16 protein-coding genes and 2 pseudogenes are annotated in these 21,397 nt (G+C 35.3%); 3 read left to right on the top strand and 15 right to left on the bottom strand.

Translation table 11 applies throughout. From position 1 onward, the window contains the following. Positions 1-81 precede the first annotated feature (81 nt). The 15 genes and pseudogenes from NSS97_RS03445 to NSS97_RS03375 form a co-directional block, all read right to left on the bottom strand. A pseudogene (locus tag NSS97_RS03445) lies at positions 82-267 on the bottom strand (HIT family protein); the annotation flags it as partial. A 153-nt stretch (positions 268-420) separates the two neighbouring features. Continuing rightward, a pseudogene (locus NSS97_RS03440) lies at positions 421-669 on the bottom strand (HIT family protein); the annotation flags it as partial. 62 nt (positions 670-731) lie between these two features. After that, entirely contained in the window at positions 732-1,109 is a 378-nt protein-coding gene (locus tag NSS97_RS03435) for an OsmC family protein (RefSeq protein ID WP_107887585.1), read from the bottom strand. After that, the gene (locus tag NSS97_RS03430) at positions 1,093-2,511 is read right to left on the bottom strand and encodes an amino acid permease (protein WP_002029755.1); all 1,419 of its coding nucleotides are present in this window, start codon (positions 2,509-2,511) and stop codon (positions 1,093-1,095) included. The genes NSS97_RS03435 and NSS97_RS03430 overlap by 17 nt, the downstream gene beginning before the upstream one ends. Positions 2,512-2,715: 204 nt before the next feature. Continuing rightward, the gene (locus NSS97_RS03425; RefSeq protein WP_002188305.1) at positions 2,716-3,360 is read right to left on the bottom strand and encodes an amino acid ABC transporter permease; all 645 of its coding nucleotides are present in this window, start codon (positions 3,358-3,360) and stop codon (positions 2,716-2,718) included. Continuing rightward, positions 3,361-4,017, bottom strand: coding sequence for an amino acid ABC transporter permease (locus NSS97_RS03420; protein ID WP_002188304.1), 657 nt, complete (start codon positions 4,015-4,017; stop codon positions 3,361-3,363). An 87-nt stretch (positions 4,018-4,104) separates the two neighbouring features. Next, on the bottom strand, positions 4,105-4,935 hold the full coding sequence (gene glnH / locus NSS97_RS03415) for a glutamine ABC transporter substrate-binding protein GlnH (protein WP_341111583.1): 831 nt from the start codon (positions 4,933-4,935) through the stop codon (positions 4,105-4,107). A 12-nt stretch (positions 4,936-4,947) separates the two neighbouring features. Beyond that, positions 4,948-5,802 (bottom strand): amino acid ABC transporter ATP-binding protein, encoded by an 855-nt coding sequence (locus NSS97_RS03410; RefSeq protein ID WP_341111581.1) that lies wholly within the window; start codon positions 5,800-5,802, stop codon positions 4,948-4,950. Between the two features lie 10 nt (positions 5,803-5,812). Then, positions 5,813-7,273 (bottom strand): alanine/glycine:cation symporter family protein, encoded by a 1,461-nt coding sequence (locus tag NSS97_RS03405; RefSeq protein ID WP_002010512.1) that lies wholly within the window; start codon positions 7,271-7,273, stop codon positions 5,813-5,815. Positions 7,274-7,432: 159 nt separating this feature from the next. Further along, positions 7,433-8,404, bottom strand: coding sequence for a phosphotransferase enzyme family protein (locus NSS97_RS03400; protein WP_341111579.1), 972 nt, complete (start codon positions 8,402-8,404; stop codon positions 7,433-7,435). A 23-nt stretch (positions 8,405-8,427) separates the two neighbouring features. Next, on the bottom strand, positions 8,428-9,114 hold the full coding sequence (locus tag NSS97_RS03395; protein WP_044444482.1) for a CPBP family intramembrane glutamic endopeptidase: 687 nt from the start codon (positions 9,112-9,114) through the stop codon (positions 8,428-8,430). A gap of 199 nt (positions 9,115-9,313) precedes the next feature. Further along, positions 9,314-9,913, bottom strand: a complete 600-nt coding sequence (locus tag NSS97_RS03390) for a TasA family protein (RefSeq protein WP_107887589.1) — start codon at positions 9,911-9,913, stop codon at positions 9,314-9,316. 258 nt (positions 9,914-10,171) lie between these two features. Further along, complete coding sequence (locus NSS97_RS03385; protein ID WP_107887590.1) at positions 10,172-14,413, bottom strand: S8 family serine peptidase; 4,242 nt, start codon at positions 14,411-14,413, stop codon at positions 10,172-10,174. A 401-nt stretch (positions 14,414-14,814) separates the two neighbouring features. Beyond that, the gene (locus NSS97_RS03380; protein WP_044444480.1) at positions 14,815-15,456 is read right to left on the bottom strand and encodes a response regulator; all 642 of its coding nucleotides are present in this window, start codon (positions 15,454-15,456) and stop codon (positions 14,815-14,817) included. A gap of 1 nt (position 15,457) precedes the next feature. Further along, positions 15,458-17,290 carry a GAF domain-containing sensor histidine kinase gene (locus tag NSS97_RS03375; protein ID WP_107887591.1) on the bottom strand — a complete coding sequence of 611 codons (1,833 nt, stop codon included), beginning with the start codon at positions 17,288-17,290 and terminating at the stop codon, positions 15,458-15,460. A 408-nt stretch (positions 17,291-17,698) separates the two neighbouring features. Between NSS97_RS03375 and gerKA the strand changes: the two genes are divergently transcribed. The 3 genes from gerKA to gerKC are packed head-to-tail and all read left to right on the top strand — an operon-like array spanning position 17,699 to position 21,393. Beyond that, a complete protein-coding gene (gene gerKA / locus NSS97_RS03370) occupies positions 17,699-19,201 on the top strand; it encodes a spore germination protein GerKA (protein ID WP_107887592.1) in 1,503 nt (500 codons plus the stop codon). Next, the gene (locus NSS97_RS03365; protein ID WP_107887593.1) at positions 19,182-20,288 is read left to right on the top strand and encodes a GerAB/ArcD/ProY family transporter; all 1,107 of its coding nucleotides are present in this window, start codon (positions 19,182-19,184) and stop codon (positions 20,286-20,288) included. The genes gerKA and NSS97_RS03365 overlap by 20 nt, the downstream gene beginning before the upstream one ends. Beyond that, complete coding sequence (gerKC, locus tag NSS97_RS03360; protein WP_107887594.1) at positions 20,269-21,393, top strand: spore germination protein GerKC; 1,125 nt, start codon at positions 20,269-20,271, stop codon at positions 21,391-21,393. The genes NSS97_RS03365 and gerKC overlap by 20 nt, the downstream gene beginning before the upstream one ends. Positions 21,394-21,397 lie beyond the last annotated feature (4 nt).

Here is a 21,397-nt window from a genome sequence, read left to right as displayed (position 1 = left end):
GCCCAATTTCTCTATTTTAACTGAGAAATTGGGCTTTTTAATATTAGAATTTTCCTGACTGTCCCCTTAAGAAAACCCCCCTTACGCCTTTTCGCTATGTATTATTTGCTCTATCACTTCTTTTAACAACTGCTTTGTCTCTTCAAAGTTATGATTCTGCTTTTCCCCCGGTTGTACCGTATAAAACTCAGCAAACGAACGCTCTTTATACCTCGGTACAATATGCATGTGATAATGAGTTAACTCGTTAAAGATTCCACCATTTTGATAAAGTGAAACTTTAATCAGTGGGGGTTTTGTTCATCCCCCACTGATTATTAGTTGAACCAATCGGGCTTTTACGGGCAGTTGGATTACCAACTAACTTCTTTGTTTTCACTGAATTTTGAGGTAGGGGATCTTACTGCCCGTTAATGCGGGGCAAATTGTAATTCCATCTGGTTTATACAGTAATTTAATAGCCTTTGAAATAAGCTTAGAAGCATCCATAATCGCTTTTGCTACACAATCATCTAATTCGTCCACTTCTACAACATGCTGCTTTGGAACGATTAAAGTATGCCCTGTATAGAAAGGTTCATGATCTAAAAAACATGTTACATAGTCATCTTCATATATTTTATATATAATTTCTTCTTCGTTGGCTAATTTACATCCTAAACATTCCATCACACTTTCCCCTCTCTCTAAAACATAAAAACGTGAGAGCTATATTCTCACGTTTTTATATTTCACTTTATTAGTTCAATTGTTTCCGTAACTTTTATACTATCTTTTACCGATTGAACAATCGTGCAATTTTTCACCGCAAGTTGCAGTGCCTTGTCTAATTGTTCTTCTGTAATGTTTTGCGCTTTAATTTTATAGTGCAAATGAACACTTTCAACTGGTTTTGATAAAGCTTCACTTCTACCAATTTCAGTTTCAATTGTAAACATATCGTATGCAATACGTTTCTTTTCTAAAATCGTTCGAAAAACAATTGCACTACATCCTGCGATAGAAGAAACGAGTAATTGTAACGGTGAATACCCATTTTCTTTTCCAATCGCTAATGGACCATACGATAAATCTGCCTCTATATCATCATGCTTAATTTTTATTTTCATACTTCGCTTCCATCTCCACTTTCATCGGCTTCTTCCGTTTCTTACTCATATAATAATATATATAGCAGAAAATGATAAATGGAATACCACAATATAACGCCATTCGTTGTTCTGGAATAAACGCTAAACTAATAACAACGATGCTATTTGTAATTAAAGCTAAAATTGGAACAAGCGGGTATAGTGGTGTTCTATACTTTAAGTCCTCTAATTTTCCTCCGCCTTTTAAATACTGACTTCTAAAGCGAAGTTGTGATAAAGCAATAATGATCCAACTTGAAACAGCCGATAAACCAGCTATAGATAATAAATACATATATACTGTATCTTCTGCAAGGAAACTTGTTAATAAAGATAACGCCGCTACAGCAATCGTTACGACTAACGCTGTAATCGGAATACCACGTTTATTTACTTTCTTGAAAGAAGTTGGTGCCATTCCTTCATTTGCAAGTGACCATAGTATACGCGTTGCTGCATATAACCCTGAGTTCGCTACAGATAGAAGAGCTGTAATAATAACGAAGTTCATAATATCAGCTGCATATGGAATACCGATTTTATCAAATACAACTACGAATGGGCTTTCAATTATCCCTGCTTCTTTCCAAGAAATTAACCCTACTAAAATTGTCATTGTTAAAATGAAGAATAACATAATGCGCCATACTGTATTACGAATCGCACGTGGAATTGTTTTTTCAGGATTCTGACTCTCTCCTGCTGCAATCCCGATTAACTCTGTTCCTTGGAAGGAAAAGTTAACTGTAATCATCGTAAGAAGCACTGCAGCTAGTCCATTTGGGAATAGCCCACCATCACTTACAAAGTTAGAGAAAAGAGGCGCTGCTTCTTTTCCATCGTATGGTAAGAATCCTAGTAATGCGCTACCACCAAGTAAAATGAATGCAATAATTGTAACTACTTTAATACTAGAGAACCAAAACTCTAATTCAGCATAACTCTTCGCTGATATTGCATTTGAAGCATATAAAATAACTCCGAATACGAGACACCATACCCAAACATCAACATTCGGAAACCATCTTTTCATCATTAAACCGATCGATGTTAATTCTAATCCTACTGTTACTGCCCATCCAATCCAGTATAGCCAACCGATCATAAATCCAGTTCCTGGTCCAATAAACTTCGTCGCATACTTTTGGAAAGATCCTGAAACTGGCATTGCTACCGTTAGCTCTCCAAGACAAAGCATTGTTAAATACATAATAAATCCGCCCACTAAATATGAAAGGATGGCTCCCCCTGGTCCAGCCTGATTAATGGTGTAACCTGAACCTAGAAAAAAACCAGTTCCGATTACACCACCTAGTGCGATCATAAATAAATGTCTACTCTTCATCGTACGATGTAATTGCTCATTCGTTGTTTGCTGCATCTTAATCCTCCCCCTACAAGTACCCCTATCTCTTTTTAAAATTTTCTGATAATAAAAATATACACGAAAGCGATTACAATTTCTATATAAAATTAAAACTTTTCTGATAAAACAATATAAAAAATCGAATTATCGCGAGATTTAGATTATAATTAAAGGAAAATAAGGATAAACAAGGAAAAACCTTTACATATATTGTAAAGGTTAACGGATTTCTAATCTTCTCGATAAAATTGATAAACTATAATTTATGATAAAGTACATACAAGCTACTACTATAAACGTTGGAATCATATAATTCACATTCTGTCCGCTAATAATTTGAGCATTATGCATAAGCTCTGGCAGTGATATAACAACTGCTAATGATGTATCTTTCAGCAATGAAATAAACTGACTAACAAGCGGCGGGACCATTCTTCTTAATGCTTGTGGTAAAATAATGTGCCAAAGCGCTTGAACATACGTTAATCCTGAAGATCTTGCAGCCTCAATCTGTCCTTTTTCAATCGATAATAAACCACTTCGAACAATTTCAGATATCATTGCTGCTTCAAATATTGTTAAAGCAACAATTACAGCTGTTATAATTTCTAATTTCAAGCCTGCTTCTGGAAGTGCAAAATATGTGAAAAATATAATTAATAGTAGTGGTAAGTTTCGAATTACTTCAACGACAATTCCTAATATTTGTGAGACGACAGGTATTTTCATGTAGCGCAATATCCCTATTACACTACCAATAATAAAGCTAAGTACAATTGCTACGAGCGCTACCTCTAGCGTTATAAGTAATCCTTTTAATAAAAACAGAATATGATCTCCTGTAATTGCTCCCTTAAAATCCATTTACACCGCCTCCTTTGCTAAGCGTTTTTCTAAATAACGCACTAGCATACTGAGCGGAATTGTTAATATTAAATAAAACATCCCGACAAATATATAGACGTCGAACGTAACCAATGTCTTCGTTGAAATTAAGTCTCCTTGATACATTAAATCCGTACCAGCGATAATTCCGAGTATGGAAGAGTTTTTTACTAAATTGAGAAATTGATTTCCTAGAGGAGGGATTACGATTTTCATCGCTTGAGGTAAAACGACATGGTACATTGCTTGCGTATACGTCAATCCTGAGGAACGTGCTGCTTCCATCTGACCTTTCGCGACTGATAAAATACCAGCGCGAATAACTTCCGCAATAAACGCTGCCGTATATACGGTAAGCGTAACTGTTCCTGCTACAAACCCATTTAAAGTAATTCCTATTACAGGTAAAGCGAAATAAAATATAAATGCAATTAATACGAGTGGAATATTTCTTACAAACTCCACAAAAGCTGATCCTATCCAATTTAAAATACGAATCGGTGCAATACGCATTACAGCCAAAATTACTCCCAAGATAAAGCTTCCTATTAATGCAATTACACTAGACATCACTGTATATTTAAATCCTTCTACATACATATCAATATTATTCGTTAATATAGAAAAATCAGGCACATATTCTCCCCTCTTTCTTTACAAGAAGAGGATGAGTACTCTCATCCTCTCACTCTTACTATTTATCACGAGAAATAAAGTTTCATTTTACTTCTCTTGTTTTTGATCAATCCATTTTTCATACAATTTATCGTATTCTCCATTCGCTTTCATATCTTTTAATAAACTATTAATCTCTTTCGTTAAATCGTCTGCACCTTTTTGTACTGCAATTCCGTACGGTTCATCCGTAAAAATTTTCCCTACAACTTCATAATTAGAATCTTGTTTTGCCATTCCGTAAAGAATCGCATTATCTGTAGTTAAAACATCGCCTTTACCTGCTTTTAACGCTGTAAATGCCTCACTATAATTCTCAAACTCTAATACAGTCGCTTCTGGTGACTTTTGACGAATATTATTTGTAGACGTTGAACCTTTTACAGCTAACACTTTCACACCCTTTTTCACATCATCAATACTTTTAATATCGCTCCCTTTTTTCACAAGTAACGATTGCCCCGCTTTAAAATATACATCTGAAAAATCCACTTCTTTTTTACGTTCTTCTGTAATTGTCATTGTTGCGATAATTGCATCAATATCACCGTTTTTCAATAGTGGAATACGCGTTTTAGATGTTACTTCTTTTAATTCTAGTTTCTTTTCATCTCCGAGAATTTTTTTCGCAAGCGCCTTTGCAACATCAACATCGAATCCTTCTACTTGCCCTGTTGAAGGGTTTTTCAATCCGAATAAGTTCGTATCATTCTTCACTCCAACTACTAATTTCCCGCGCTTCTTAATTTGCTCCACAGCCCCGCCTTGCTTCGTATTCGTTTCTTTCGCCTCATCTTTTTTACTTCCGCACCCGGCAACGACAAGTACGAATAAACATGAAAATACGATTAACGTAAACAACTTTTTCATTTTAAGCATGAAATTCCTCCTTTAATGGTTTAACACCCGGCTTAAAAATAGACGTGCTCTTTCTTGTTCAGGATTTGCAAAAAATTGTGATGGTGTTGTATCTTCGATAATCTGACCATCATCCATAAATAAAATCCGATCGGCTACCTCCCGCGCGAATCCCATCTCATGCGTGACAACAACCATCGTCATCCCTTCTTTAGCTAGCGTTTTCATAACATCAAGTACTTCCCCGATCATCTCTGGATCAAGAGCAGACGTAGGCTCATCGAATAGCATAATTTCCGGCTGCATTGCCAGCCCCCTAGCAATAGCTACCCTTTGCTGTTGACCTCCGGATAATTGATGAGGATATATACCTGCCTTCTCCGGGATTCCTACTTTCTCTAAATAAACCATCGCTGTTTTTTCTGCTTCTTCTTTTGAAGTTTTATTTACTTTAATTGGTGCTAGTGTAATATTTTGCAGAACTGTTTTATGTGGGTATAAGTAAAAATGCTGGAAGACCATACCAATATTTCGGCGTAATTCATTCATATCTGTTTTTTTATTGTGTACGTCTGTATTTTGTACGATTAATTCTCCATCGGTAATCGCCTCTAACTGATTTACACACCGAAGCAATGTACTTTTTCCTGATCCTGAAGGACCAACAACTACTACCACTTCACCTTTTTTCACTTGCATATTAATATTTTTCAAAACTTGGAAGTTACCATAATATTTATTTACATTACGAAACTCTATCACCATACTCCCCCCTCCCCTAAACAAAGCATGTACATTCTTTTTATATTCAAAAATAGGCAAAAAAATAACTTTCATCTTCATTTTGTCCATAAAAAAGAGCAAAGGGATTTCCCTTTGCTCCTTCATTTCTATTCTCTTAAGATACTTCTTCTTTCTTGTCTTTCCCGTATTCATGCTCCCAGAAATCAGCATTTTTAATTCCTAATTTCTGCGGATCGAATACTGGATCTTTTCCTTCTTTTTTCTGCTTTTCATAATCCTTTAATGCGATCAATGCCGGTTTTTGTAATAATAGAATCGCAATAATGTTAACCCATGCCATAATTCCTACACCAATATCTCCTAAAGCCCATGCTGTTTCTGCTGTTTTTACACAACCGTAGAATACAACTCCTAAGAATACAAACTTTAGTACGATAGACATCCAAGGACGGTCTTTATCACGATTTAAGTAAGCTATATTCGTTTCTGCAATGTAGTAATAAGCCATAATTGTTGTAAATGCGAAGAATAGTAAAGAGATTGCTACGAAACCGTTTCCAAATCCAGGGAAAACAGATTCTACTGCTGCCTGTGTATAACCAGGACCTGGCTGTGCACCATTTAATTTATTGACGATAAAGTTTTTTCCGCTTGCATCAAATACGTTATACATGCCTGTAATAATCATCATAAATGCTGTTGCTGAACAAACAAATAATGTATCAATGTAAACGGAAAATGCTTGTACTAACCCTTGTTTAGCTGGATGCGATACTTCAGCAGCTGCTGCTGCATGGGCCCCAGTTCCTTGCCCTGCTTCATTTGAATAAATACCACGTTTTACACCCCAAGAAATTGCTAAACCAATAATCCCGCCAAAAGCTGCTTCTAATGCAAATGCACTTTTTAAAATTAACATGAAAGCGTCTGGTAATTTTTCAATATTCATAGCTACAATTACACAAGCTACTAAAATATAGCCAAGCGCCATAAACGGTACTACAACTTGCGCTACGTTAACAATTCGCTTAACTCCTCCAAAAATAATAAGTGCTAATGCCGCTACTAATACCGCCCCGGATACAGAAGTATTAATACCAAAAGCTGTTTCTAGACTTACAGCAATACTATTCGCCTGAACACCTGGAAGCAGCATTCCTGTTGCAAGAATTGTCGCTGCGACGAATACTAAAGCGTACCATTTAACACCTAGTCCTTTTTCAATGTAATAAGCAGGTCCACCGCGGAATTGTCCTTGATGTTTCGTCTTATATATTTGTGCCAATGTAGATTCTACATAAGCCGATCCTGCTCCTAAAAAGGCTACCGCCCACATCCAAAAGACAGCTCCTGGACCACCAAATGCAACAGCCGTTGCAACACCTGCAATATTTCCTGTTCCAACGCGCCCTGATAATGAAAGTGCTAAAGCTTGGAACGAAGAAACACCCGCATCCGATTTTTCCCCTTGAAATGTAAGTTTCACCATTTCTCCTACATGTCTTACTTGTAAAAACCTTGTTCGAATGGAAAAATATAGACCTACTCCTAAACATAAATAGACAAGTGCTGGACTCCAAACAATATTATTTATCCAACTTACGATAGCCTCCAACTTTCCCCCTCCTCCTTTATAAAGAATATTCAGAATATATATAAAATTATAAGTGTATACCGAATCTATAACAATATTATTTTAATAAAGTAAACATATTTTTGTATAAAAAAACAAAGTATATATTTATTTTATATACTTTGTTCCCTTATCTCTGTATTATATATTCACTATTGCCTCTTGCTTTATAATTCTTTCATACAACTCATCTGATAACTTTTGAAAATCCTCTGGCATATCTTTCCCCTTAAATTTCTTTTGAAGCGTACCGTATAGGCCTATATCACGTAACCGTAAAAATAACGGTAACGATTCATACCAACTATCCGCCAGCCTGTGCTCATATTCGTACCCCTTTCTTAACACTTGTAACTGTTTACAAGCAAATTTTGTCTTCTCTTCCGCAGTCCACGTTGTAAATAGAACAGAGTAATAGAGAACCATTGCTAAATCATGTATAAAGTAATTATAAGCTGCGTCATCAAAATCAAAGATTGTTAGCCCTTTTCCATCATAATGAAAATTACCTGGATGAATATCGCCATGCATAAGGCCAAACGTTTCTCTTTCGATTGGAAGAGCCTTTATTTCATCCATTAATACAGTGGCAATCCCTTTCACCTTCTCATCTTCTAATCCATTAACAATGCTACTTTCATCCTCTTCCCACGTATCACGGTAGTCTGTTTTAGGATAATCCATTGTAAGGCGGTGCAGTTGTCCAATCGCTTTTCCCCACGCTTCAAAGTAAGCATCTCCCCAATAAGGCGATTCTTCTCCTTTTACTTGCTCACCTTGTGCATATGTAAATAAAGACGCGAAAAAGAAAGTGCCATCTTCCGCTCCAATTTCTTCTACAAGGTTTTGAGATATTGAATTACGAGGTCCCGCCACTTTTGCCCCATGCTCTGCAACATACCGTAAAAAATCTAGTTCGGCCTCTACCTCTTTTTTAGACCGCTGAGAAGAATGGGTTAAGCGTAATACGTAATCTTCATTATTTTTATCCTTCGCCTTAAAAATATAATTTTCAAAATCACCAAGTGGCTTTTCTTCCACCGTTACATGATATGCCTTTGCTGCTCTTGCTAAAATCTCTTGTGTAAAAACACGTTCTACAGCTATTTCCATATGTATCCCTCCTATATCTCTTCTTAATTCGACATAAATGTGAGAAGTACTGCTATGAAGTTAAATAGTGCGTGGGCAATCATAGCCGATAAAATAGAATTTGTTTTCTCATATAACCAAGCAAATGCTACTCCGCTTAAAAAATTCACCGGTAATGTGTTATATGTTGGAATATGAACAACTGTAAATATTATGGAACTTATAAGTATGCCGCCCCATATGCCATATCTCTCACGAAAAAACGTATAAAAAGCACCTCGATATAAAATCTCTTCGTAGATTGGAGATATAACCGCCGCTCCAATTACCGCGATACAAAATGCGTAGATTGATTTATTATTTTGGACCGTCTCCGTTTTACTATTTTCGAAAGAAATCCCCAGTTTCTCCATTATCATTAATACTCCAACACTCACTACAATCAAAGAAATAACCGCTACAAATGTCCACAATAAATCTTTCCATGAAAGCTTCCGAATTCCAATATCTTTCCACGACAGTTTATATCTTTTTATGCAAAAAAGATAAACTAAAAATGTAAATATCAATGCCATTATAAGTCCCATTAACACTCCAGCATATAATGAATTCCCTATTATTTTTAAAGCATAATCATAAAAAAGAGATTCAACCATTACTGGTACAATCAGAAATACGAAAACAAATAAATATAAAATTTCTTTCCATCCCCACATACATTTTAAAGTCATCTACACCATCCCCCTATATCCTATTTTCTTTAGTATAAAAGATGACGTAACGTAACTTTCAAGCTACTTTTTTCAAATAATTCAAGCGTATTTTTCTCACAAAATAAAAAAAGGTTGATTCACTCAATCAACCTTTACACTATTAAAAATTCTATTCCTCAATTCTTCATCAATTCATTCTCATATATAACATTTATCTTTATTTCTCTTCACCTTTTGTCTGCATTGAGTTGAAGGTCCAATTTAACTTCAATGAATCTCCTTGAAATACATTTTGCTCTTCATCGATATCTACAAATGTGAACATTACGTAGAAAGTATCATCATCACCAGGAGCAAGTCCATTTCCTTCTCGGTCTACAACACCTTTTTGTACAAGATCAGGAATACTTCCGTTTTGCGTAGCTACCTTTAATTCAGATAATGTAGTAGACCAAATTGGAACCTCATTTTTATCCAAATTCCACAAGAAATCAACACGGATATGATCACCAAAATCAGCATTTCCATTATCTCCTTTAGCATCGATTACACTGTAATCTGTCAGAAGTTTCACATCTCCTATTGCTAAGGTTCCTTTGTTTACTAATTGAAAACCACGCTCCATTTCATCACCTGGTTTAATATTGTCGACATTAATAACAACTTCAGGATTAACACTCAAATCTAAAGTACCCGCTGCAAACGTGTTTTGTGATACTTCCTTATCACTAAAATACGCATATGTTCCCCCGCTAATTAAAGATAGGCCAAGCGCTGCAGTTACAACACCCATACCAAGTTTTTTCTTAATACTCATTTCACAAGTCCCCCTATTTTTAAAGTTTAAACTACAAACCTTATTTCCATCCCACAAACAATAATAATTAAGCAACTACCTTGTCCCACAACGAAAGCGAACTAACTTTAAACTAGTTACTTCATGTACCCAAACGACTATTACTTTTAAAATAACCGGTAATGTTACCGTAAATCATTACCGGCTATTTGTTAACCGATCTCATTTAATTTTATATTCATTGTCTTATTGCTTTATTTACTCTAGAAGTTTGTCCACTTATTTTTTTGGTTCTAAACCAATAGAGCGTAAGATTTTATCTAACGTCACTGGCCCTACATTTTCTTTCGGCTTCTGATTTTCTTTAGCATCTCGACCCTTTTTCAAGAAATTCTTCTCGATAAAACGAATATCTGTTTCATTTACAACACCATCTTGATTGACATCTCCATCTTTAACAGCCACTTTTCCTTTTTCATATGAAAGAGCTGCTATTCTAGCATCTTGAATATCCACCATTTTATCTCCGTTTACATCACCTGCAAGGTTGTCATCCATATCGGCTCTAAAGTTTTGTCCCACTAATTCTCCATCTTGCATTTTCCCTATTTTTGTAGTTAATTTACTATTTAAATGACCCGGCATTTCTACGAAAATATCATATTCTTTATCGCTTACAGGAACACTATGAATTTCAAATCGCCCATTATCATTAACCGTTCCTGTATATTTCTTTCCATCCTTGCCAACTGCGTACACTTTTGCTCCTAGTTTTGTGTAATCATTCTTACCTAAATACCCCTCTTCATTCAAGAAAGCTTCCGGACCAATATATCCTGTAACTGTTGAATGTTTCGAAACAATAGCAAAAGATTTATCTTTAAACACAGGAATCTCAGTACCTTCTGATGCACCAGCTTTTGTATAAGAGAACTTATCTGCTCCAAATGCAGTTAAATCATTAAAATATTCATCGCTCTTCATTTCGAATGTAACATCTAAAAATGGTGTATCTCCATCTAATCCTTTAAATTCTTTTCCTTCCAATGATGCGCCAACTTTCACCTTGTTTTCCCAAGTTCCTTCTGTATTTATAGCCGGATCTTCTAATTTCAAGTTTAATCCATGTTGTTTTGCATATTCCGTAAGCGCTGAATTTGGTTTCACATCTGCAAATTTAAATAGCTGCTTATCATAAGGGATTTCAAATGTACCTGCCGTAAGTTGTTTTACATTATTGAGATTTAAAGTTAACGTAATTTTTTCTCCTAATTTTATTTTATCTTTGTCATAACTTGGAACAACGTATTCTGTCCCTTCTTTTACAAAGACGTAATCTTTATATCCAGTTGCCATATTCCCTGCAGTTGCGAGGTCATATCCAAATAATTTTAAATTTAACGGTTCATTTATTTCTTCTGGAAGTACTCCAAATTTAAAGTCACCATTGGCCTGAATTGTATTCAGCCAACCTGATGGAAAGGCCGAGTTCTGATAATATACAATTTGATTAGCTTTTTGATCATACTGCAGGCCTTTTGCCTTTAATGCATCCACTGTAGAATCATAAATATTACCATGCACCCATAATGCTCGCTGACCGTCTTCTTCTTTAAACATGGAATCATTGACTTCGTGTATACCAGGTTGTACATCCTTAAATTTCATTTCAGGTATTACATTATCAATGATAATGCTATCGCCTTTTGTATAAGATTTTCCTTCTTTGTCATATCCAACGAAGTTCAATTCGTAATCTCCATCAGGCAACATAACAGGTTTATCCCCAATTGGATGAGCTGGATCTCCCGTGAATGGAAGTACATACCCTCCCATACCAGAAAACATCATATATTCAACATTCGGTGTTAGACTACTTGCATTAAGTGTACCAACGACTCCTAATGCCTTCCCTGTCTTTCGATCCTTCACAACTGCATCAATGGTTTCAAGAGGACTATTTAATTTAAATGCCAACGGCGAACTTGGCCTTTCCATAAATGGATGGAATTTAGATGCATCTGTTGCCATTGCATCTCTCAGTAAATCTACAGAAGCAATTCCTTTTTCTGTGAATTTAACTGCAAATGGCACTTGATATACTTCTTTTTCATTGTTTTTATTTGAAATATGAATATATCCCTCATATCTACCGAATTCAGCGTTTTCTGGAATGATAATTTCAGGGCTAATTTCCCCTGATGTACCAGGAGCCACTTTAATAGAATCTTGTACGTTTAGCTTCACACCATTCTTCGCTGCATCTTGCACACCTACACTTGTAGATGAAAACTCTACTTCTAAATTAAACTCTTTCCCATCTGTTTTACTGCTGTTCTTAATTAAGACTTTTCGACTACCTTTAATAGGTCCATTTTCAAGTTGATTTTTATACCCAAATGCAATAGAACCTGTTTTTTCTTCAATTTCTACTTCTTCATCATCTACAACGTTTGATGTTTTATCGATAACCTCAATAGATGTATCTGCATGAACTGCACGATATGCATCAATTCGTCCTGAGCCCACCTCAAATACAGAACGCTCTTCTTTTAAGTCAACTGCGGTATTCATAAGTGCTTCTTTTACTTCAAATGGACTATAGTTTGGATGTTCTTGTAAAATGAGTGCCGCTACCCCCGCAGTATGAGGAGTTGCCATAGATGTACCTGACATACGTCCATACGCTATCGGATAATTTTCTCCATCCTTTGGATCATTAATATATTCAGGAACAGTTGAGAAAATAGACACACCTGGTGCTACAATATCTGGCTTAATATCATCTGTTTTAGTTGCAGGACCACGGGAGCTGAAATCAGCTAAGTGATCTCCCTCTGTTTTTATATTACTAAGTTCTCCAAACGCTAACGACACATCTCCTTGTACAGCTTTTGCTTGCAATTTCTCACCATCTACTTTTGTTAAGCGAAACGATGGAATAGATGCAGTACTTTCCCCAAGATAACTTGTAATTTCCCCATCTACATTGTTGTATACAATTACCGCCTTTGCGCCTGCTTCCTTAGCATTTTTAATTTTTTCATCAAATGTAATCTCACCGCGTTGGATAAGAGCTAACTTCCCTTTAACATCTTTCCCTGTAAAATCATCTGATTTCCCAAGCCCTGCATATACAACCGATAAGGACTGACCTTTCAAATCTTCAATCTTATCAGTAAAACTTTTTCCAAGTAGCATCATCTTATCCACATGTAAATCACCTGCATTGGCGGAAAACGTTGGGATAGTCATCGCAGCGTCACTTGCTCCAACTGTAATCGGAAGTGCCGCTGCACTAGGTGATCCAAGGGTACCTTCTCCCGGACCACTATTACCTGCTGCTACTACTGTAACAACACCAGCTAACATCGCATTGTTCACTGCGACAGAAGTAGGATATAAAGGATCATTGATAGACGCACCTAGTGATAAATTGATAACATCCATATCGTCTTTCACTGCTTTATCAATCGCAGCAAGAATACCGCTTGTTTGTCCACTTCCATATGGACCTAATACACGATATGAATATAAATCTACATCTGGAGCAACGCCCTTAACTGCATAATCCACACTATTCTGTTTGTCTGCAGCAATTGTCCCAGCTACATGAGTACCATGGGATGTATAATATGCACTTCCATCATAAATCTCGGGATATCCTCCAGAATTTTGCCAATCCTTATACGTTGTCTCCATTGGATCAGCATCATTATTAACAAAGTCCCATCCTTTTATTGAGTTCGGATCTATTTTGCTTGGATCTTCACCTTGATTTGCACGATATCCTTTATATGCATCTTTCAAATCCGGGTGGTTGTAATCAATACCTGTGTCCAGTACACCTACCTTAATTCCTTTACCTGTTATTTTTTCATCATGCAGCTTGTCCACACCAATTTGCGGTACACTATCTGCCATTTTGGGCTCGGCAGCAGTCTTAGCTGTTTCTTTCGGCAAATCAATTTTGACCTCACTATCTTCCCATACGCGCTTAACAATACCAGTGCGAACTAAGTCTTCAATCGTATTCGCAGGTAACGAAATCGCTACACCATTAAAAGCATTCTTATATTCTCTTGTTATTTTGGCAGATTTAAAATTCGTCCCTTTATCTTTATTCTTTTGAAGCTGTTCAAACTCTGATTTAAATTCTTTATGAGATGCTTCTACCTTTTGCTCCGCAGTTGAAAGAGCTATTTTTTTCCCCTTAGCTGCTTGTTTTAACATCTCGATTTTGCTAGGTGCTTGCTTAAACTCTACAATCACATTCACATTATCAGGACTTGCTGTATTGATGCCCGGTGAAATAACAAAACCTGGTTTTGTATCTAACGTTTTTAAGGCATTACGTTGTTCCTTTGTAAGACCTTTCAATATAGCATTTGCATCATCAATCCCAGTTAAAGTAGTTGTATTTACCTCTTCGGCCAATACGTTATATGGAATCCCTTGAGACAATAACATTCCAACTGTTAGCGTTCCAATAAGAATCTTTCCAAATTTCCCTCGTTTCATATTGCATCTCCCCATTACTAAAATTATTTTTCTAAACAAATTGATTCTTAAATTCCTATTTATCATTGAAAATTCTATTAATCTTAAACTTTTATTTTGTATCATTAAGAATTTCCAACACTACTACCATCCCCATATAGCTAATCAGTCCCTTTAATCTTTCTATAGAAGCCCCCCATAATTTATTTTCACTAAAAGATTTTCACAAAATGAATTATTAATAGGATTAAAATCTAATTCCATATTTATTATTTCACGTTCTGATTTTTCTGAAAATTAATCAAAAGGAGTATCTTTTTTCTAATGATTCTATGCCCAAATAGTACAAAAGAACTACCTTGCCCTTTATTCTTTGTAATATAGAATAAAGAAACACGATAGTTCTTTTAAACATCTCTTATTTAATCCAACGGAACCAATTGATTTCGAACAGCATAAATCACCGCTTGCGATCGACTTTTTACATTTAGTTTTTTAAAAATTTTATTGATGTGAATTTTAACTGTTTTATCACTAATATATAGAGCTTCAGCAATTTCTTTATTACTAAGTCCTTTTACTAATTCAAAGAGAATTTCCTTTTCACGTTCCGTCAGTTCATTTTCATTTGATTCTAATTTCATTTTTTGCTGATGATATGTAATTAATTTTTTAGTCATACGCGGATGAATAACTGAATCGCCTTGATATAACATTCGAATTGCTGCCACTACCTGCTCCGATGATGAATCCTTCAATAAATAACCATCAGCACCAGCTTGGAGTGCATCCATTAAGTACTCATCATGCTCATACATTGTAAACACAAGTACTCGGCAATTTGGATAATTTTTTTTTACTAACTCTGTGGCTTCAATCCCATTTTTCCCTGGAAGATTAATATCCATCAAAATACAATCTGGTCTGCATTCTTCTACTTTTCCCAATACTCCGTCCCCAGAGCTAGCTTCTCCAACCACTTTCATATCAGATTCATCCTCTAGTATGTTCCGAATTGCGTCTCGTAAAAAAGCATGATCATCCACTACTAATATTTTAATCATTTTACGCACCCCTTGTTTGTGAATCTGGAATTAATAGTGTAATTTCTGTCCCTTTCCCTACAGAACTATCAATCTGTAAAGTAGCCCCTAATTGTTCAGCTTGTTCATTCATATGTAATATACCATAATGTGGCTCATTCTTCGTTTTAACCATAGACTCAAATAGTGAAAAGCCAACTCCATTATCCTTAACCCTTAAAAGCACGTGCTCACTTTGATAGCTAAGTAAAACATCAGTCTTTTCTGCTTGTGCATGTTTTACAATGTTTTGCAAACTCTCTTGTAATGTATCAAAAATAACTCTTTCTTTTGAAAAGCTAAGCGCACGTGCATGACCTCTTTCATGATATGTAATATCTAGTTCATATTCTTGTTTTAAAGATTTTATTTTACTTGCTATCGCCTGCTTAAGCCCTAATTGTTGTGTCGGATATGGTTTTAAAGCATAAATAGAATAACGAACTTCTCCTAGGCTTCCTCTTAAATCTTTTATACTTTTCTCTACTATTTGCTGCATATCTATTGGTTTATCACGGTATTTTTTTTGCGCGGATTCTAGTTGGTATATCACCCCGGCCAATGTTTGTGCAATACCATCGTGAATTTCGCGTGCGATTCTATTTCTTTCTTCTAAAATCATTCTTTTTTCCTGTTCAGAAATCAATATCCTTGTTTTAACTACGTTAGCTAATTGGTTTGAAAACGTAGCTAACGACTGTACATCTTCCGGAAAAAAACCCGCAGTTCTACTTTTTCCTGCAACAAACATTCCGACTAGTTCATCATTTACAATAAGAGGAAAATATACAAGCGAGCGTATGATGCTATCAAATATTTCATCTCCAGGAGCCGTACCATTTTTCCAATCATTAAACACAAGATTTTTAGAGATTCCCTCAAACGCCTCTGATATTTCTGAATGATCAGAAATATCAAGACGAACTTTCCCATCTTTTAATAGAAGATTCCAGTTCCCATCATCTTTTGTCCATATTACATATGCTTGTATGCCAAAAAAGCCTTTAAGTGCTTGTTTAATATGTTTCAAGTTTCCTCCGGTTAGTCCACGACTAATTTCTGTCGTAATAAGAAACAGCTCATATAATCGTTCCTTCTCCATCCTTATCCGTACAGAAAAAGAACTAATAACTGAAATTGCTACAAGTGGAAAAAAGAAAAACAGTACTGTAATCTCGTTTATTTCCACACTATATGTACTAATTAATACATGCATCAGGGCCGCATAAGAGAAACCAAAAGTTTCGCAAAGAAATACCGTTACAGTTTTTTTATACCACTGATAGATTGAATATGGCTGCGGAAGAATTATCATTAACAAATCGTAAAAGCGGTTGTTGAAGAAACCAAAAAACACGCAAAATAACAACAAAGATATTAAATTTTCATATAGAACTGACATATCTATCTTGTTAATTAATAAAGACATACATTTATTTGAAAACCATTCGGCCAAGATCAAACTAAGCGCATGCTGAGTACTATTAAATAACATTCTTTGTATCGGTGAACGACGATGCAGGTGAATAATTAGCGTTACGAGTACAATAGCAATAATAGTTATATGGATTCCAAACTGCCAACTCATAGCGTAAATTATCGGAAAGGTAAGCGAGCTAGTTCCTCTCCAAAATCGTACAGGAAAATACTCTGCAATCCCCATAAATATTAATAACAATATTAGTATTGTTGGATGAGAAGGGATTTTAATTTCAAGTAAAGATATAGTTATAGTAATCAAACCAAGAAAAGAAATAAAATAAAGATAAAAACTAGCAATCTTTTCTCTCATAAAGATAGAATTTACTTCTTTCAAAACAACCCCTTCTTTCTTTATTAAACTTCATTTTCTCTATTATCCAATAAAAAACCGGCACTGGCAAAATGGAAGAACCTCCACTAGCCAATCACCGGCTGTGTACTACACCTAAAAAGGCAAGACACAATACTTGTAGTATAAATCGCTTTTCTTAAATTTCCTATTCATCGAATGATGTAATTATGCATACAGCTAGGCTTACCCTCCTATAGTACAAAAGATATATATTAATATCGCCAATCTAACTATACGCTTTCTTTCGATTCCCCTAATTTTCATTTTCTTTAAGTATAGAAGATAACGTAACAGAACTTTCAAGCTACTTTTTCAAATAATCCAAGCATAAATTCCTTATAAAAAACAAAAATTAACAGAAGGAATTTTATTCTAAAAGAGGTGGAATTTATGACACAACACGAAGAACAGCAAGAAAGCAAGAACCAAAAGCATATGTTTCCATCACTTCCGGAAAATATTAATTACATTGAAAATAAGCTCTGTCATTCAGATGATATAAAAAAATTAGATGTCCCTTTCCAAAATGGAAAAGGAACAATCTTATATATCGAATCTTTAGCAGACCCAAATTTAATTCATCAATTAGCTCTTGAGCCTCTATTAACTCGATCAGAGTTGTCTTTAGATAAAGCTTTTTCTACTTTGAATATGAAAAAAGAAACGAATTTAAATTATGGTGTGCAACTTTTATTACAAGGAAAATCATTATATTTTCATGAACAAGTCGACAGTTTTTGTATTTTCGAAACAGCTCTATCTTTAAAGAGAGATATAACAGAACCTGATAATGAAGGGATTGTACGTGGGCCGCATACTGGTTTCGTAGAAGATTTAGCACCCAATTTAGCTTCTATTCGTAAACTCATAAAAAGTCCAAATGTCGTCGTTAAATATTTCACACTTGGTGAAGAAATGCACACGAAAGTGGCAATTGCTTATATGCAAAACATAGCGAATGACGATTTAGTTGTAGAAGTAAAAAGAAGGTTAGAAATGATTAAGACAGATGCACTTATGCCTCCAGGATATATACAAGAATTTATAGAAGATACATCTTTCTCACCATTTCCGCAGCAATTAAATACAGAGCGTCCAGATAGAGTCGCAGCAAATTTAATGGAAGGACGAGTTGCTATTTTATCTGACGGAGATCCAACAGCGCTCATCGTACCTGTTACGTTATTCGCTTTCTATCAATCACCAGATGATTATAATAACCGCTGGATTGTCGGTTCTTTCGTCCGAATGATTCGTTTAGTAAGTTTTTTAATTGCCTTTCTCTTACCAGCTTTATATATTGCAACTGTCGCTTTTCATCCTGATGTGCTGCCGCTCGAACTTGTGTATACAATTAAAGCTTCATTAGAGAAAGTGCCACTTCCTCCTATTTTTGAAGCTCTCTTAATGGAGTTAATTTTCGAATTATTACGGGAAGCTGGTATTCGTCTGCCGAGCCGCGTTGGACAAACAATCGGTATTGTAGGTGGTTTAGTAATTGGTGATGCAATTGTAAAAGCCGGACTCGTTTCTTACACAATGATTATCGTTGTAGCTTTAACTGCAATCTCATCTTTTCTCGTTCCATCAAACGATATGAGTTCAGCAGTTCGAATTCTTCGTTTTCCATTAATGATTCTTGCTGCTATATTCGGGTACGTAGGAATATCATTTGGTCTAATTATAACTTTCGTTCATTTATGCCAGCTACATTCATTTCATACACCATATCTTTCTCCTATTGCACCGATGCGAATAAAAGATATGAAAGATTCTTTTGTAAGACTTCCAATTTGGTCGTTTTGGGAACGACCTCATGATCCAAAGCCGAAAAAAATGCAACGACAACATGTAACGAGAGAGGATGAGAACGGTGACAAACACGCAAAGTAAAATTTCACTTGTTCAATTTACCTTTTTCGTTATTCAATGCCAAATCGGGGTTGGTATACTTTCTCTACCAAACCGTCTTCACCCAATAGCGAAAGGTGGTGGGTGGATTTCTGCTCTCATCGCTGGGCTTGCGATTCAACTTATTATTTTACTTATTTGGCTTTTCTTAAAACGATTTCCTGATGCTGATATGTATGAAAGTGTTTGTATGCTATTTGGTAATAAGTTTGGAAAACTACTAGGTTTTGCTTATGTTTTTTATTTTACCCTTATCGGTATGACGGTTATGTTAAATGCTTGTAATGTCATTAAAGTATGGGTCTTACAAGCCACCCCTTGGTCTGCAATTCTCATACTATTTACAATAGCTTGTTGCTACGTAGCCTATAATACATTTAAAGTGATTGTACGATTTTATGTCATGGCCTCTATTCTCATTTTACCTATGGCGCTTTTAATTGCCCTAGGGCTTTCCCGAGCTGATTTTTCTTATATTTTCCCCATTACAGAAGCCGGATGGTGGAATATAATTCAAGCATCCAAGGAAACAATTACAGCCATGTATGGTTTTGAAATTATTCTTATCGCTTTTCCAAAAGTAAATGGCAGTTCTGTGGCAAAACTGAAGGCCATTTCTATCGCTAATGGATTTGTAACGCTTTTTTATACTTTTACTGTTTGGATTTGCTTTATCGTATTTAGTCCAAAACAAGTTGAACTTATTCCAGAGCCAGTTGCTTACTTATTACGCTCCTTGCATATCGGGATTATAGACCGAACTGATTTACTATTCATACCAATATGGATGATAACAGTTGTCGCTTCTATTGCTAGTTATTACTGTGCTGCCTCAATAGGAATTGGACATATATTCAACCTTGCTAATCATAAAAAGGCCGTTCCAATCGTTGGTATTATTGCTTTTAGTGTAGCCTTATTTATAGATACACCTGAAGAATTAAAAGTAATTTCAACTTTCACTGATAAGTTCACCTATATTTTCATAGTTGTTCTCCCTCTTTTATTTCTACTTTATTCAGTAATAAGAAATAAGAAAGGAGAACAGTATGTTCAAAAAAAGAGTTAAACTACTTTGTATATTATGTGCTAGTTCATTCCTTTCTGGCTGTTGGGATCAAGAACCATTAAGAGAAGCCAGATTAGCTTATAGCATTGGATCTGATATTACGGAAGAGAATAAACTCCAGCAAACAGTCGAGCTCGTAAAAAGTTCAAGCGGAGAGCAATCTTCATTCGAGAATGAAATACATTCAGCAACCGGGCATAACATAAGGGATACAAGCGATGCCCTAAAAAAAAATGTGACCGGTAATATTCGCTATTTCAAATATGGTGTTCAATTACTAGGAACCAAAATTCTAAAAAAAGGTATACTATCCTATTTAGATGTTAGCTTTCGGGATCCAACAAACCCAACTGCTTTAGTAAAACTTATTGCAGTAGATGGTGAAACATCCGAGATACTCGAAAAAAAGAAAGTAGGAAATTTACTAATTGGAGATTTTCTAAAGAAAAAAGTGAAAAGCTTAGAAGATATGAGTGTATTTCCAAAAGAAACTTTAGAAACAGCCGCTACAAAAATGTTAGATCCCGGTAAAGACTTTACCCTCCCTTCTATAAAAATAAAAGGAAAAGAAGTAATTACAAACGGGTTAGCTTTATTTAACAACGATAAATTAACTGGGCATTTACCTTTGAAACAATCTGTTCTATTCGTGTTATTAACCGGAAAAATGGGAACAAGTGCCCGTATAACCCAAAAACTTACTAGTGATGAGTCTGAGAAGACATCTGATTATTTAACAATGGAAATCAGCAATCGAAAGTTAAAACGAGACTTAAAAATAACAACTGACAAAAAAGGAAATGTTTACGCCCATCTAAAACTGAAACTGCAAGTAATCGCCCTTGAAGCTCCAAGAGATAATCTTTACAAGATGGATGAAAGAAAAAAACTAAATAAAGAACTGTCTAAACAGCTTACGAAAGAAGCTCAAAAGATAACGAAAAAGTTACAAAAAGCAAATTGTGATGCTTTAGGGATTGGCAGACATCTTATCGCTTATCATCCTGATTTATGGAAGAAAAAAAATTGGAATAAAGATTATGCAAAAGTGAAGTTCAAACCAGAACTAGAAGTAAATATTTTATATAGCGGTGTCTTAAAATAAAAGG

It is taken from the genome of Bacillus sp. FSL R12-0074, from assembly GCF_038005725.1.
Lineage (GTDB): Bacteria > Bacillota > Bacilli > Bacillales > Bacillaceae_G > Bacillus_A > Bacillus_A mycoides.
Note: the sequence above shows the minus strand (reverse complement) of the source record. Positions and strands in the feature narration are given on the sequence as shown.

Coding starts and splice junctions, on each gene's coding strand:
- NSS97_RS03435 (WP_107887585.1), bottom strand. CDS start 1,109: ATGAAAATAAAAATTAAGCATGATGATATAGAGGCAGATTTATCGTAT.
- NSS97_RS03430 (WP_002029755.1), bottom strand. CDS start 2,511: ATGCAGCAAACAACGAATGAGCAATTACATCGTACGATGAAGAGTAGA.
- NSS97_RS03425 (WP_002188305.1), bottom strand. CDS start 3,360: ATGGATTTTAAGGGAGCAATTACAGGAGATCATATTCTGTTTTTATTA.
- glnH (WP_341111583.1), bottom strand. CDS start 4,935: ATGCTTAAAATGAAAAAGTTGTTTACGTTAATCGTATTTTCATGTTTA.
- NSS97_RS03410 (WP_341111581.1), bottom strand. CDS start 5,802: ATGAAGGAGCAAAGGGAAATCCCTTTGCTCTTTTTTATGGACAAAATG.
- NSS97_RS03400 (WP_341111579.1), bottom strand. CDS start 8,404: ATGGAAATAGCTGTAGAACGTGTTTTTACACAAGAGATTTTAGCAAGA.
- NSS97_RS03395 (WP_044444482.1), bottom strand. CDS start 9,114: ATGACTTTAAAATGTATGTGGGGATGGAAAGAAATTTTATATTTATTT.
- NSS97_RS03390 (WP_107887589.1), bottom strand. CDS start 9,913: ATGAGTATTAAGAAAAAACTTGGTATGGGTGTTGTAACTGCAGCGCTT.
- NSS97_RS03385 (WP_107887590.1), bottom strand. CDS start 14,413: ATGAAACGAGGGAAATTTGGAAAGATTCTTATTGGAACGCTAACAGTT.
- NSS97_RS03380 (WP_044444480.1), bottom strand. CDS start 15,456: ATGATTAAAATATTAGTAGTGGATGATCATGCTTTTTTACGAGACGCA.
- gerKA (WP_107887592.1), top strand. CDS start 17,699: ATGACACAACACGAAGAACAGCAAGAAAGCAAGAACCAAAAGCATATG.
- gerKC (WP_107887594.1), top strand. CDS start 20,269: ATGTTCAAAAAAAGAGTTAAACTACTTTGTATATTATGTGCTAGTTCA.